This is a genomic window from Georgenia alba (assembly GCF_042665525.1).
GTDB lineage: Bacteria > Actinomycetota > Actinomycetes > Actinomycetales > Actinomycetaceae > Allobogoriella > Allobogoriella alba.
Map to the genome: position 1 here is coordinate 1,030,400 of NZ_JBHTCQ010000001.1, position 13,938 is coordinate 1,044,337.

13 protein-coding genes and 1 tRNA gene are annotated in these 13,938 nt (G+C 72.3%); 13 read left to right on the forward strand and 1 reads right to left on the reverse strand.

The features are described 5' to 3' along the window. Positions 1 to 100 precede the first annotated feature (100 nt). The 11 genes from ACFQQL_RS04890 to ACFQQL_RS04940 all read left to right on the forward strand — a co-directional run bounded on the left by ACFQQL_RS04890 (position 101) and on the right by ACFQQL_RS04940 (position 10,995). Positions 101 to 976 carry a phosphatase PAP2 family protein gene (locus tag ACFQQL_RS04890; RefSeq protein ID WP_382391821.1) on the forward strand — a complete coding sequence of 292 codons (876 nt, stop codon included), beginning with the start codon at positions 101 to 103 and terminating at the stop codon, positions 974 to 976. Between the two features lie 95 nt (positions 977 to 1,071). After that, a complete protein-coding gene (gene topA, locus ACFQQL_RS04895; protein ID WP_382391823.1) occupies positions 1,072 to 3,780 on the forward strand; it encodes a type I DNA topoisomerase in 2,709 nt (902 codons plus the stop codon). Between the two features lie 3 nt (positions 3,781 to 3,783). Further along, on the forward strand, positions 3,784 to 4,170 hold the full coding sequence (locus ACFQQL_RS04900) for a hypothetical protein (protein ID WP_382391825.1): 387 nt from the start codon (positions 3,784 to 3,786) through the stop codon (positions 4,168 to 4,170). A gap of 61 nt (positions 4,171 to 4,231) precedes the next feature. Continuing rightward, positions 4,232 to 5,257, forward strand: coding sequence for a Gfo/Idh/MocA family protein (locus ACFQQL_RS04905; protein WP_382391827.1), 1,026 nt, complete (start codon positions 4,232 to 4,234; stop codon positions 5,255 to 5,257). Positions 5,258 to 5,576: 319 nt separating this feature from the next. Then, complete coding sequence (gene tmk / locus ACFQQL_RS04910) at positions 5,577 to 6,242, forward strand: dTMP kinase (RefSeq protein WP_382391829.1); 666 nt, start codon at positions 5,577 to 5,579, stop codon at positions 6,240 to 6,242. Then, positions 6,239 to 7,414, forward strand: a complete 1,176-nt coding sequence (locus ACFQQL_RS04915) for a DNA polymerase III subunit delta' (RefSeq protein WP_382391831.1) — start codon at positions 6,239 to 6,241, stop codon at positions 7,412 to 7,414. The genes tmk and ACFQQL_RS04915 overlap by 4 nt, the downstream gene beginning before the upstream one ends. A 66-nt stretch (positions 7,415 to 7,480) precedes the next feature. Further along, complete coding sequence (locus tag ACFQQL_RS04920) at positions 7,481 to 9,022, forward strand: alpha/beta hydrolase (protein WP_382391833.1); 1,542 nt, start codon at positions 7,481 to 7,483, stop codon at positions 9,020 to 9,022. A 112-nt stretch (positions 9,023 to 9,134) separates the two neighbouring features. Then, positions 9,135 to 9,210: transfer RNA gene (locus ACFQQL_RS04925), tRNA-Thr, on the forward strand. A 346-nt stretch (positions 9,211 to 9,556) separates the two neighbouring features. Further along, a complete protein-coding gene (locus tag ACFQQL_RS04930) occupies positions 9,557 to 9,721 on the forward strand; it encodes a hypothetical protein (protein WP_382391835.1) in 165 nt (54 codons plus the stop codon). Positions 9,722 to 9,849: 128 nt separating this feature from the next. After that, on the forward strand, positions 9,850 to 10,179 hold the full coding sequence (locus tag ACFQQL_RS04935; RefSeq protein ID WP_382391837.1) for a histone-like nucleoid-structuring protein Lsr2: 330 nt from the start codon (positions 9,850 to 9,852) through the stop codon (positions 10,177 to 10,179). A 78-nt stretch (positions 10,180 to 10,257) separates the two neighbouring features. Further along, complete coding sequence (locus tag ACFQQL_RS04940; RefSeq protein WP_382391839.1) at positions 10,258 to 10,995, forward strand: phosphoglyceromutase; 738 nt, start codon at positions 10,258 to 10,260, stop codon at positions 10,993 to 10,995. A gap of 87 nt (positions 10,996 to 11,082) precedes the next feature. On the opposite strand, the gene phoU is transcribed toward ACFQQL_RS04940, so the two are convergent. Further along, positions 11,083 to 11,769 carry a phosphate signaling complex protein PhoU gene (gene phoU / locus ACFQQL_RS04945; protein ID WP_382391841.1) on the reverse strand — a complete coding sequence of 229 codons (687 nt, stop codon included), beginning with the start codon at positions 11,767 to 11,769 and terminating at the stop codon, positions 11,083 to 11,085. 187 nt (positions 11,770 to 11,956) lie between these two features. Between phoU and ACFQQL_RS04950 the strand changes: the two genes are divergently transcribed. Together ACFQQL_RS04950 and ACFQQL_RS04955 are read left to right on the forward strand one after the other, a co-directional pair. After that, positions 11,957 to 13,246: a sensor histidine kinase gene (locus ACFQQL_RS04950; RefSeq protein WP_382391843.1), complete on the forward strand. Its 1,290-nt coding sequence runs from the start codon at positions 11,957 to 11,959 to the stop codon at positions 13,244 to 13,246. Then, a complete protein-coding gene (locus ACFQQL_RS04955; RefSeq protein WP_382391845.1) occupies positions 13,243 to 13,935 on the forward strand; it encodes a response regulator in 693 nt (230 codons plus the stop codon). The genes ACFQQL_RS04950 and ACFQQL_RS04955 overlap by 4 nt, the downstream gene beginning before the upstream one ends. Positions 13,936 to 13,938 lie beyond the last annotated feature (3 nt).

A 13,938-nucleotide genomic window follows, 5' to 3' on the forward strand; every position in this document is an offset into this window, starting at 1 on the left:
CTGACGAGCGCGAGCGAGGCGGGCCGAGGACCGTCCGGCGCCGAGTGATCCGCACAACGAAGGCGCGCGACCGGGCGACGGCGCCCTCTACCGTAGGTCCGTGATCTCGGACGTGCGCGACGGCGGCCGCCGGGTGGTCGGGGGGCTCCTCGCCGTCGCGGCGGCCGGTGCCGTGCTGGGCGTCTGGCGGTTCTTCGTCACCACCCCGAGCGGGCAGCGACTCGACGAGATCGCGTACGAGGGCTCCACGATCGGCCGCAGCCGGCTGTTCGAGACGGCGCACCAGGTGCTCGACGTCGTCTCGATCCCGTTCCTCGTCGTCGTCATCGCGGTCGGTGCCGGCCTGGCGCTGCTCCGGCGCCGCTGGCGGCACGCGATCGCCGTGTGCGCCGTCGTCGGCGGTGCGAACCTCACCACGCAGGTGCTGAAGTACCAGGTCCTGACCCGGCCCGACCTCGACATCTCCACGCTTCAGGACAACTCGCTGCCGTCGGGTCACACCACCGTCGCGGGGACGGTGGCCGCCGCCGCGTTCCTCGCCGCCCCGCCTCGCTGGCGGTGGGTGGCGGCTCTGCTCGGCGCTGTGTACGCCGGCGGCACCGGGGTCGCGACCATGATCGGTGGCTGGCACCGCGCCAGCGATGTGGTGGCCGCGCTCCTGGTCGTCGCGGCGTGGTTGTTCGCGGCGCTCGCGGTCCTCGGCCCGGCCGGGGACGACACCGGCCGGGCCGCGCCGGCGTGGGTGCGGACGGCCGACAGGCTCGCGCGTCCCCTGCTCGCGGTCGTCGGCATCGGGGCGGGTCTGGTCGCGCTGCTCAGTCTGCTGCTGACCACCCAGGTCACCGGGGCCAGTCGCACGGAGCTGATGATCGCGTACGGTGGAGCCAGCGTCGGGGTGGTGGCAGTGACCTGCCTGAGCACCCTGGCCGCCCTGCAGCTGGCCACGCGTCGTGCCCGTGGCCCGTCGCACCGGTAGCACCGGCCCGACTGCGGGGTCCCTCGCTGTCGAGGTACCGTCGGCGCGAAAACCCCGCCGCCGCGCAGGCGGTTCATCAAGTAAGGAAGGTCCGCGTGGCCACACCCCGCAAGCTCGTGATCGTCGAGTCGCCCGCCAAGGCGCGCACCATCGGCGCGTACCTGGGTTCCGACTTCGACGTCGAGGCCAGCGTCGGGCACATTCGTGACCTGCCGCAGCCGTCCGAGCTTCCGGCGGACATGAAGAAGGGCCCGTACGGCAAGTTCGCGGTCGACGTCGAGGGCGACTTCGACCCGTACTACGTCGTCGCACCGGACAAGAAGAAGAAGGTCAGCGAGCTCAAGCGCGCCCTCAAGGAGGCCGACGAGCTCTACCTCGCCACGGACGAGGACCGGGAGGGCGAGGCCATCGCCTGGCATCTCCTGGACGTCCTCAAGCCCAAGGTGCCGGTCAAGCGGATGGTCTTCCACGAGATCACCCGGGAGGCCATCAGCCGGGCGCTGGAGAACACCCGCGAGGTCGACGACCGCCTGGTCGACGCTCAGGAGACGCGCCGGATCCTCGACCGGCTGGTCGGCTACGAGGTCTCCCCGCTGCTGTGGCGGAAGGTCAAGCCGGGCATCTCGGCCGGCCGGGTCCAGTCCGTCGCGACCCGGCTGGTGGTGGAGCGCGAGCGTGAGCGCATGGCGTTCCGAGCGGCGTCCTACTGGGACGTGCGCGGCACCTTCACCGGTGGTCCCGAGGACGACCGGTCGCAGTTCGAGGCGCGGCTGGTCACGCTCGGCGGGAGGAAGGTCGCCGTCGGCCGCGACTTCCGGGACGACGGCACGCTCAAGCCGTCCGCGGTGAAGGCCGACACCCTCCACCTCGACAAGGCGGTCGCGACCGACGTCGCCACGGCGCTGCAGGAGGTCGAGGCCCGCGTCGTCTCGGTCGAGACCAAGCCGTACACGCGGCGCCCGGCCGCGCCGTTCACCACCTCGACGCTGCAGCAGGAGGCGTCGCGGAAGCTCCGGATGAGTGCCCGCGAGACCATGCGGACGGCGCAGGGGCTGTACGAGAACGGCTACATCACGTACATGCGGACCGACTCGCCCGTGCTGTCCTCGCAGGCGATCTCCGCCGCCCGCAGCCAGGCGGCCGAGCTGTACGGCCCGGAGTACGTGGCGGACAAGCCCCGCACCTACGGCAAGGCGAAGGGGGCGCAGGAGGCACACGAGGCCATCCGGCCGGCCGGAGACTCCTTCCGCACCCCCGGGCAGGTCGCGGCCCGGCTGAACCCGACCGAGCTGAAGCTCTACGACCTCATCTGGAAGCGCACCGTCGCCTCCCAGATGGCCGACGCGCGCGGCTCCACCGCCACCCTCCGGCTCGGTGCCGACCCGGTCCTGGCGGACGGCGGCGAGACCCGTGCCGAGCTGACCGCCTCCGGGACCGTGATCACCTTCCGCGGCTTCCTCGCCGCCTACGAGGAAGGGCGAGACGCCGACCGGTACGACGGCGAGAGGTCCCGCGACGACGCCCGGCTCCCGGCCGTCTCCGAGGGGGACGCGGTCCAGACCGACGAGGTCAGTGCCGAGGGTCACGAGACCACACCGCCGCCCCGGTACACGGAGGCCAGCCTGGTCAAGGCGCTCGAGGAGCGGGGCATCGGCCGGCCCTCCACCTACGCGGCGACCATCTCGGTCATCGTCGACCGCGGCTACGTCGAACGACGTGCCCAGGCCCTCGTGCCCACCTGGCTGGCCTTCTCCGTGGTCCGGCTCCTCGAGGACAACCTGCCCCGGCTGGTCGACTACGACTTCACCGCCGAGATGGAGGCCGACCTCGACCGGATCGCCGCCGGCGAGGCGGAGCGGGTCAGCTGGCTCGCGGGGTTCTACCGCGGTGACGCGAGCGCCGACCGGCCGGGCCTGAAGAACATCGTGGCGGACCTCGGTGACATCGACGCCCGGGCCGCCAACAGCATCGACATCGGCGAGGGCATCACGCTGCGCGTCGGCCGCTACGGCCCGTACCTCGAGGAGGGGCAGGGGGAGGACGGCCGCGCCGCGCGCCGCGCCTCGGTGCCGGATGACATCGCGCCCGACGAGCTGACCGTCGACGTCGCCCGCGAGCTGCTCGCCAAGCAGGCCGACGACGGGCGCGAGCTCGGCACGGACCCCGAGACCGGCCGCACGATCGTCGCCCGGAACGGTCGCTTCGGCCCGTACGTGACGGAGGTCGTCGAGGAGGACGGCGCCGCGTCGTCGAACGGGAAGAAGAAGTCCACCAAGAAGCCGCGGCCTCGCACCGCGTCGCTGCTGAAGTCGATGCAGCTCGAGACGGTCGACCTGGAGCAGGCGCTGAAGCTCCTCAAGCTGCCCCGCGTGGTGGGCACCGACCCCGACGGCGTCGAGATCACCGCCCAGAACGGCCGGTACGGGCCCTACCTCAAGCGCGGCACCGACTCCCGATCCCTGGAGACCGAGGAGCAGATCTTCGACATCACCCTCGAGGAGGCGCTGGCGATCTACGCCCAGCCGAAGCGGGGCCGGGGTGCCAGCGCCCGGCCGCCGCTGCGCGAGCTCGGTACCGACCCCACGTCGGGCAAGCCCGTGGTGGTCAAGGACGGTCGGTTCGGGCCGTACGTGACCGACGGTGAGACCAACGCGACCCTCCGCAAGGACGACGAGGTCGACTCGATCAGCCCGGAGCGTGGCTACGAGCTCCTGGCGGAGAAGCGAGCCAAGGGACCGACGAAGCGACCGGCACGACGCGGCGGCAGCTCCTCGCGCGGACGGTCGACCGCGAGGAAGGGCTGACCGATGAGCATGCCACGGGCCGACAAGAGGCAGCAGCCGAACGGGTTGTTCCTCCGGGTCGTGATGATCGAGGGGGCCGCCCTGGCGGCGGTGACCCTGCTGTACGTCTTCGACGTGATCGAGAACGACCTGTTCGTCGGACTGATCACGGCCGTGGCGCTGCTGGGTGGCTCCATCCTTGCCTTCACCCTGATGCGGCAGGCCCGCCGCACGCAGCAGCCTGCCGGTCAAGACGGACCGGCCGTGGACCCGGGCGGCAGCACCGTCCACGGGAGCGGCGCCTCCATCTCCGGCACCGGACCCGCAGCCGGGCAGACCGGGGCCGACGCCCCGGACGGCGTCGGTGACGGCTACGACCCGATGAGGAAGTACCGCTCGCCGAACGCGTGAGACCGCCGGGCCTGCCGACCGAGCGGTCCGCGGGCACGCCCGGTCCCCTTAGATTGAGGCCATGAGCTCACCGGTGACCTCCCTGAACCTGACGGCGCCGCCGGACCCGTACGAGGCCCCGCCGCTGCGTTGGGGCATCCTCGGGGCCGGCGGCATCGCCCGGAAGTTCGCCACCGAGGTTCCCGCGAACTCTGCCCAGCGGGTCGTCGCCGTGGGCTCACGCTCCGCCGCCAAGGCCGCCGGGTTCGCCGAGGCGCACGGCATCTCCCGCGCGCACGGCAGCTACGCCGACCTCGTCACCGACCCCGAGGTCGACGTCGTCTACGTCGCGACTCCCCACAGCCACCACCGCGACCACGCGGTCCTCGCCCTCGAGGCCGGCAAGCCGGTGCTCGTCGAGAAGGCGTTCACGCGCAACGCTCGCGAGGCGCGGGAGGTGCTCGAGGCGGCCGAGAGCCGCGGGCTCTTCGCGATGGAGGCGATGTGGACCCGGTTCCTGCCGCACATGACGGCGCTGCGGCACCTCGTGGCGTCCGGCGCGCTCGGCGACGTGCTCGCTGTGCACGGGGACCACGGTCAGCGGCTCCCGCACGTGGAACGGCTCCGCGAACCCGGCTTGGCGGGCGGCGCCCTCCTCGACCTCGGCGTCTATCCCATCTCCTTCATCCACAGCCTGCTCGGCCGGCCGGAGGCGATCCACGCCGTCGGGATGCTCTCCGACGCGGGGGTCGACGTCCACGAGGCCGTGAGCCTCACGTACGGCAACGCCGTCGGCGTCGCGACGGCGAACATGTGGGCCCGGAGCCGGACGTCGGCATCCGTCATCGGGACCGAGGGCCGGATCGACCTCGCGGACACCTTCTTCGTGCCGACGACGTTCACCGTCACCCCGGCGGACGGTGACCCCTGGACGTGGTCCGAACCCGGCGTGACCGGCGGGTTCCAGTACCAGGCGGCCGAGGTGGCGCGCTGCGTGGCGGTCGGGTCTCAGCAGTCGGAGATCCTGTCGTGGGCGGCGACCGTGGAGGTCATGGAGATCATGGACGAGGTGCGCCGGCAGCTGGGCGTCGTGTACCCGGGGGAGTAGCGGTCGTCCGGGTCACCTTCACGGGCCGGGCAGTGGGTGTCGCGGGACGTCCAGGTCCGATCGCTCGTTCCTCGCTCCGGACCCGCCAGACCCAACCAGCCCCGCGACACCCACCACCCGGGCCTCGGGTGGCGCGGCGGCACTCCCGCCCGGCACCGCTGGCAGCGATCAGTCGTTCCTCGCTCCGGACCCGCCAGACCCAACCAGCCCCGCGAACCCACTGCCCGGCCCTCGGGTGGCGCGGCGGCACTCCCGGCCGGCACCGCTGGACCATCGGCTTCGGCGCGGTGGTGTCGGCGTGCCCGACTACGCTGGCCGGGTGAGTCACGAGGTCCCGCCGTCCGCGTCCGGCGACACCGGAGCGTTCCCGGGCCGGTTCGTCTCGCTCGAGGGCGGTGACGGTGCCGGCAAGACCACCCAGCGGGACCTGCTCGGCGCCTGGCTCACGGCCCTCGGTCACGAGGTGGTCCTCACGCGGGAGCCCGGCGGCACGGACCTCGGCAGCGTGCTGCGTGACGCCGTGCTGCACGGCGACGACCTCGATCCGCGGACCGAGGCGCTGCTCTACGCGACCGACCGCGCCCATCACGTGCACCGGGTGGTGCGGCCGGCGCTGGCCCGGGGAGCCGTCGTCGTCACGGACCGCTACCTCGACTCCTCGGTCGCCTACCAAGGGGCGGCCCGGGACCTCGGCGCCGGCGAGATCCGCGACCTCAACCTGTGGGCCACCGAAGGGCTCCTGCCGGACCTCACCGTGCTGCTCGACCTCGACCCGTCCGTGGGCGCCGGCCGACGGGCCGACGCTCCCGACCGCCTCGAGCGCGAGTCCGCCGCGTTCCACACCCTGGTGCGCGAGCACTTCCTCGCCCTGGCGGACGCCGAGCCGAACCGGTTCCTCGTGCTGGACGCCACCCTCCCGCCCCAGGAGGTCCATGCCGCCGTGCGGGACCGTCTCGCCGCCATGCTCCCGGAGCTCGCCTCGTGAGCGTGTGGGACGACGTCGTCGGCCAGGACGCCGTCGTCGCCACCCTCTCGGACGCCGTCCGGGCCTCCCGCCAGGGCGCGGGCGACGCCGCGGCCCGCGCCATGACCCACGCGTGGCTCGTCACCGGGCCACCCGGCTCCGGGAGGTCGGTCGCGGCACGCGCGTTCGCCGCGGCGCTGCAGTGCACGGACCCCGACGAGCCAGGCTGCGGACGCTGCCACGACTGCACGACCGTCATGGCGGGCACCCATGCCGACGTCACCCTGGTGGGCACCGAGAAGGTCATCTTCAGCATCGACGAGATCCGTCCGCTCGTCTCCCAGGCCCAGCGGGCGCCGGCGCGTGGCCGGTGGCGCGTGATGCTCATGGAGGACGCCGACCGGATGGTGGAGCGGACGTCCAACGTGCTCCTCAAGGCCGTCGAGGAGCCACCGCCGCGGACCGTGTGGCTGCTGTGCGCGCCCAGTCCGGAGGACGTGCTCACCACGATCCGGTCCCGCTGCCGCGGCGTCCACCTCCGGGTGCCCGACCCCCGAGCCGTCGCCGACCTCCTCGTCCGTCGTGACGCGCTCTCCCCGGACGTGGCACTCGCGGCGGCTCGCGCGGCGCAGTCGCACGTGGGCCTGGCCCGGCGGCTCGCCCGGGATCCCGCAGCGCGTGAGCGCCGCAGGCGGCTCCTCGCCGTACCGGCCGGCATCCGGGGGGTCGGCGACGCCGTGCTGGCGGCCGCGGAACTCATCGAGACGGCGAACGCCGACGCGAAGGCGGCGACCGAGGAGCGCGACGCCGCCGAGAAGGCCGAGCTGCTGCGCAGCCTGGGCGCCGACGCCGGGACACGGCTGCCACCGGCGCTGCGGGGACAGGTCCGCCAGCTGGAGGACGAGCAGAAGCGGCGCGCGACGCGGGCGCAGCGGGACGTCCTCGACCGGGCGATGGTGGATCTGCTGTCGCTCTACCGCGACGTCCTCGTCGTCCAGCTCGGCGCCGAGGTGGACCTCGTCAACACGGACCTCGAGGCGGAGGTGCGCCGGCTGGCCGGCGCCACCACCCCGGAGCAGACCGTCCGGCGGATGGACGCCGTGGGCGTCGCGCGCGAGCGGCTGGAGGCCAACGTCGCACCCCTCCTCGCCGTCGAGGCGATGATGGTCGCCCTGCGTCCCCAGGCGGGCTGAGCGACACCCGCGCCATCCGGCGTCCGGGTGCCGGACGCGGCGCGGACCCGCGGGTAGCGTGATCTGGTGCGCGCCTCCCTCCGCCGAGCAGTGCCGTCCGCCGCCGTGCTCGCGCTCGTGCTGGCGGGGTGCGTCGGGCCGGAGCCGATGGAGCGGGTGCAGACGCCCGCACACCCGTCGGACGCCTCGGCTGCCGCGACGCCCCCGTCCGCCGACCTCGCCGAGTTCTACGCACAGGAGCTGGACTGGAGCAGCTGCGGCGAGCTGGATTGCGCGCGGCTGACGGTTCCGCTCGACTACGACGCCCCGGATGCGGAGTCCATCGAGCTGGCGGTCACGCGGCGGCCGAGCGACGACGGCGACGCCATCGGCAACCTCGTCCTGAACCCGGGTGGACCGGGCACCTCGGCCACGCGCTTCGTCGGCACGGTCGGCGACCGGTGGACCGGGGAGCTGCTCTCCGCCTACGACGTCGTCGGGCTCGATCCGCGGGGTGTGGGCCGCTCGGCGGCCGTCGAGTGCGTCAGCGATGCGCAGCTCGACCAGGTGCGTGCCGCCGACCACGACATGTCGAGCCAGGAAGGCGTCGCCGCGTTCCGCGCGGACGCGCGGACCATCGCGGAGGGCTGCGCGGAGGGGACCGGTGAGCTGCTCGGTCACGTCGACACCGTCTCGGCCGCCCGCGACATGGACGTGCTGCGTGCGGTGCTGGGGGAGGAGAGCCTCGACTACGTCGGCTTCTCCTACGGGACCGAGCTGGGCGCGCGTTACGCGGAGCTCTTCCCCGCGCGCGTGGGGCGGTTCGTGCTGGACGGCGGACTCGACCCGACGCTGACGGACGAGGAGAGGACGCGGGACCAGGCCATGGCGTTCGAGCGGGCGCTGCGCAGCTACGTCGAGGACTGTCTGGCCTGGACGGAATGCCCGCTGACCGGCGACCCCGAGCAGGCGCTCCAGCAGATCGGGACCGTGCTCGAGCTCGCCTCCGCCAACCCGCTCCCCACGGACGATCCCGACGGCCGCGAGCTCACCGCGTCACTGGCCTTCTCCGGGATCCTCATGCCGCTGTACACGCCGCGGTCCTGGCCCGCGTTGTCCGGTGCGCTCACGCAGGCCATCCACGACGGCGACGGCTCCGGCCTGCTCGCGCTGGCGGACAGCATGGCCGGGCGCGGGCCGGACGGCACGTACGCCGACAACTCCACCGAGGCCAACTGGGCGGTCGAGTGCCTCGAGCATCCCGCCGACGGTGACCTCGCCCAGTGGCGTCAGGAGGCCGCGCAGCTCGCCGAGGCGGCTCCGCTCCTCGGTCCCTCGTTCGCCTTCGGCGACACACTCTGCGAGCCGTGGCCCGTCGCCGCCGAGGCCAGCAACGCTCCGGTCCGGGCCGACGGGGCCGCACCGATCGTCGTCGTCGGCACGACCGGTGACCCGGCGACACCCTACGAGTGGAGCGAGTCCCTCGCCGAGCAGCTCGCCTCGGGCGTCCTCGTCACCTACGAGGGGGAGGGCCACACGGCCTACGGACGCTCCAACGCCTGCGTGACCGACGCCCTCGACGCCTATCTCGTCGACGGGGTGGTCCCCGTCGACGGTCTGACCTGCTGAACCGGGTCGTTGGCGACCTCGCCAGGTGTCGCGGGTCACGCCCGGATCTTTTGTCCTGGCACACCGCGCCCTTGTACAGTTGTCTGCGCCGCGTCGCCGGTTCGGCGACAGTGCCGCCTTAGCTCAGTCGGCAGAGCGATTCACTCGTAATGAATAGGTCGTGGGTTCGATTCCCACAGGCGGCTCCACGAGGCCCGGGCCAATGGTCCGGGCCTTCTGTGTGCCACGGGCACCCGTCGGGGAATGCGTCAACAATGTCCGAGCCCGGGTGGCGCGCTGGCGGGTCCATAATGTGGCCGGTCCGGCAATCCCGGGTAGGCCAATCCGGACGTCGCGCACCGGAAGCCGGACCGGGATGACCAGGAATGTGCGGCGACGCGGAGTTTCTCGGTAGCCGCCGGCCGGGCCATGAGCCGCCGACCGGCGATCCGCGATGCCCCCGCGAGCCCGGCGCCGTTCACGATGCGGCCGAGGTCACTCGTGATCTCGTGCTCGGGACCGCGCGCAGGGCTGCGGCGCCCTAGACTTGGCGCCGTGGACTACCTCGTGGCACTCGTCCCCTCCGTGGGGACGGGAATTCTCTTCTTCATCGCCATACGTGCGATCGTCCGGGCCGACCGAAAAGAACGCGACGCCATGCGCAAGCTGGAGCAGGAGTCCCTCTCGAAAACCGCCTCACCGTCGCAGGCCACGGAATAGTCGATCCCACCCGGCAGCGTCCGGATGGTGACATTTCCTCCCGCAACAATTAGGGTGGCCCGTGGGAACACACCACGACGTGGCGTACCCGATGAATCTTCGGCAAATCGCGACACTGGGGAGAACACATGGCGCAGAAGGTGCAGGTCCAGCTCATCGACGACATCGACGGCTCGCCTGCGGACGAGACCGTCACGTTCGCCCTGGACGGCGTGACCTACGAGATCGACCTGACCGACGCGCACAGCAAGGCGCTGCGCGAGTCGTTCGCGGAGTGGGTCGGCCACGCGCGACGGGCGGGCGGCCGGCGTACGACCGGGCGGCGCGGCTCCCGCTCGGGCTCGTCCTCCGACGCCGGCAAGATTCGCGACTGGGCGCGGAAGCACGGGTACGAGGTCTCCGAGCGCGGCCGGATCTCCGCCGAGGTCCGCGAGGCCTACCAGAAGGCCAACTCCTGAGCCCGACCACGAGCACAACGACGGCGGCCGGTCACCACGGGTGGCCGGCCGCCGTCGTGCTCGTGATGGAATGGGCGCATGACATACACCCTCGTGCTGCTCCGCCACGGCGAGAGCGAGTGGAACGCGAAGAACCTCTTCACCGGCTGGGTGGACGTCCCGCTCTCGGAGCAGGGCGTGCAGGAGGCCGTGCAGGGCGGCCGGATGCTGGTGGACGCGGGGATCCTCCCGGACGTCGTCCACACGTCGCTGCTGCGCCGCGCGATCTCCACGGCGAACCTCGCTCTCGACGCGGCTGACCGGCACTGGATCGGCGTGCACCGGCACTGGCGGCTCAACGAGCGCCACTACGGCGCGCTGCAGGGCAAGAACAAGAAGGAGATCCGCGACGAGTACGGCGAGGAGCAGTTCATGCTCTGGCGCCGCTCCTACGACGTCCCGCCGCCGGAGATCGAGCTCGGCTCGGAGTACTCCCAGGACGCCGACGCGCGGTACGCAGGGGAGCCCATCCCGCGCTCGGAGGCCCTCAAGCAGGTGCTCGAGCGGGCCCTGCCGTACTGGGAGCAGGCGATCGTCCCGGATCTGAAGGCGGGCCGCACCGTCCTGGTCGCCGCGCACGGCAACTCGCTGCGGGCGATCATCAAGCACCTCGACGGGATCGACGACGAGACCATCTCCGGCCTCAACGTCCCCACCGGGATCCCGCTCGTGTACGAGCTCGACGAGACCTTCGCCCCGACGGTCCGTGGCGGCCGCTACCTCGACCCGGCGGCCGCCGAGGCCGCGATCGCCGCGGTGGCGAACCAGGGTCGGTAGCCGCCGCAGCCTGCCCGTACGGACGACGACGGCGGCCCCGCACCGTGCGGGGCCGCCGTCGTGCTCGTGCTGGTGCCCGGCTCGGGATCAGGCTCCTTCGGAGGTCCGTGCGGTCTCTGCGGCGGCGACGGCGTTGGTCAGGTCGCCGGTGACCAGGAAGGAGATCCGGCGGGCCACCGAGACCCCGTGGTCGCCGAAGCGCTCGAGGTAGCGGCCGAGCAGCACGACGTCGACGAGCTGCTGGCGGGTCAGCTCGGAGCTGTCGTCGAGGACCACCTCGAACGATGTGCGGTGCAGCCGGTCCAGGACCTCGTCCTCCGACTCGATGCTCGCGGCCAGGCCGAGGTCATGGGTCTGCAGCAGGTGCACGGTCTGCGTCCCGACCTTCGCGGCCTGGGTCGCCATCTGCAGCAGGACGTCGCGCGCCGGGCCCTGGGCGGCGCTCTCCGGGTAGCGGCCGCGTGCGACGTCGGCGACGTGCCGCGCCAGGTCGCCCATGCGCTCGAGGGTCGAGGAGAGCCGCAGCGCGGTCACGACCACGCGGAGGTCGGTGGCCACCGGCTGCTGCCGCGCGAGCAGCGAGACGGCCTGCTCGTCGATGCTGTGCTGGATCTCGTCGATCCGTTCGTCGGCGTCGATCACCTGCTCGGCGAGCGTGAGGTCCGCGGTCTCGAGGGCCGTGGTCGCCTTCTCGATCCCGGTGGACATCTGCTCGGCCATGCTGACCAGGTCGAGGCCCAGCTGCTCTATCTCTTGCTTGAAGATCTCACGCATCGTGGGCTCCTTGCTCGGTCGTGACATCCGCCGTCGGACGGGGTGCCGAGCACCACGCCACGTGCGGTCTACCTCCAACGGTAGCCAAGTGCGCACCTGTGTACGACCGGTGGCGCGCGGGTGAACGCCTCGTGACCGCCCCGAGTGAGGTCGGTGAACACCCGACCGGCGGCCTAGTCTGGACGGCATGGAGCTCTGGCAGATCCTCAGCATCGTGCTGCTGGCTCTGCTCGTCGTCGCCGCTGCGGTGATCGCCTTCCTGCTGAGTGAGCGCGAGCGGCGCAGCCGCGACCAGGGAGAGGGTGACGGCCTGGACGACGTCGTGTCCGTCCTGTCCGTCCTGCCCCAGGCGGTGGTGGTGCTCGAGCCCGACGACGAGGTCCAGCGGGCGAGCGGGGCCGCCTACTCCTTCGGCCTGGTCCGCAACGACACCCTCGCCCACGCCGAGATCCGCGAGATGGTCAAGGCGTTGCGGCGCGACGGGGAGATCAGGGACGCCGAGGTCTCGCTCGGGCGCGGCGGCGACGGTGCGGGAGCCATGCGGATGGACGTCCGGGTCGCCCCCCTGCGGAACAGCCGGGTCCTGGTGCTCGCGGAGGACCGCACCGAGGCCCGCCGGCTGGAGGAGATGCGCAGGGACTTCACCGCCAACGTCTCGCACGAGCTCAAGACGCCCGTCGGCGCCCTGTCGCTGCTCGCGGAGACGATCGCGGAGGCGGCCGACGAGCCGGACACGGTCCGGCACTTCGCCGACCAGATGCGCAAGGAGTCCTCCCGCCTGGCCACCCTCGTGCAGGAGCTCATCGAGCTCTCCCGGCTCCAGCGGCCGGACGCGCTCGTCGATCCGGAGCTGGTCGACGTGGACGAGGTGGTCGCGGAGGCGGTCGACCGGGTCCGTGTCGAGGCGGATGCCCGCAAGGTGAACCTCGTCCGGGGCGGCACAGCCGGGCTCAAGGTCTACGGGGACGCGGCACTGCTGACGACCGCCGTGCGCAACCTGCTGGACAACGCCGTCCGGTACTCCCGGCCCGCCGGCCGTGTCTCGGTCGGGATCTCCCGGCACGACGCCCTGGTGCGGATCGCCGTCGTCGACCAGGGCACGGGCATCGCGCCCGAGCAGCGCGCGCGGGTCTTCGAGCGCTTCTACCGCGGCGACGAGGCGCGCTCCCGCGAGACCGGCGGCTCGGGCCTCGGGCTCAGCATCGTCAAGCACATCGTCAACGACCACGGCGGCACCATCGAGCTCTGGTCCACCTCGGGCAAGGGCTCGACCTTCACGATCGTGCTGCCAGAGGCGTACGGTCCGGACAACGCGGACGACGAGGCCGCGACCGACCGGGACGACGAGGCGCCCGTGGGTACCGAGCAGAGCAGACAGGACGGGACGGCGGCGGAGCCGGAGTCACGGGCCCCGGCCCGCGGGTTCGGACGACCGGCCGCCGCACGGCAGACGCAGATGGAGGACAGCCACCGATGACGACCATCCTTCTCGTGGAGGACGAGGCCTCGTACCGCGAACCGCTCACGTTCAAGCTCGAGCGCGACGGGTACGACGTGGTCGCCGTCGCCGACGGGCACGACGCCCTCACCGCCTACGACCGGGGTGGCATCGACATCGTGCTGCTGGACCTCATGCTCCCGCGGCTGTCCGGGACAGAGGTCTGCCGGCAGCTGCGCCAGCGCGGGAACGTCCCGGTCATCATGCTCACCGCGAAGGACAGCGAGATCGACAAGGTCGTCGGGCTGGAGATCGGGGCGGACGACTACCTCACGAAGCCGTACTCCTACCGCGAGCTCGTGGCCCGGGTGCACGCGGTGCTGCGGCGCGGCGGGGCGCAGGACGATCTCTCCCAGCCGTCGGTGTTGAGCGTGGGCCGGGTGCGCATGGACGTGGACCGGCACGAGCTGTCGGTGGACGACGAGCTCGTGCCCATGCCGCTGCGCGAGTTCGAGCTCCTCGAGCTCTTCCTGCGCAACCCGGACCGAGTGCTCACGCGCGGCCAGCTCATCGACCGGATCTGGGGCTCGAACTACGTCGGCGACACCAAGACGCTGGACGTCCACGTCAAGCGGGTGCGCGCCAAGATCGAGAAGGACCCGGCGCACCCGACCATGCTGCAGACGGTCCGCGGTCTCGGCTACAAGCTGGTCACGCCCGAGGAGTAGCGC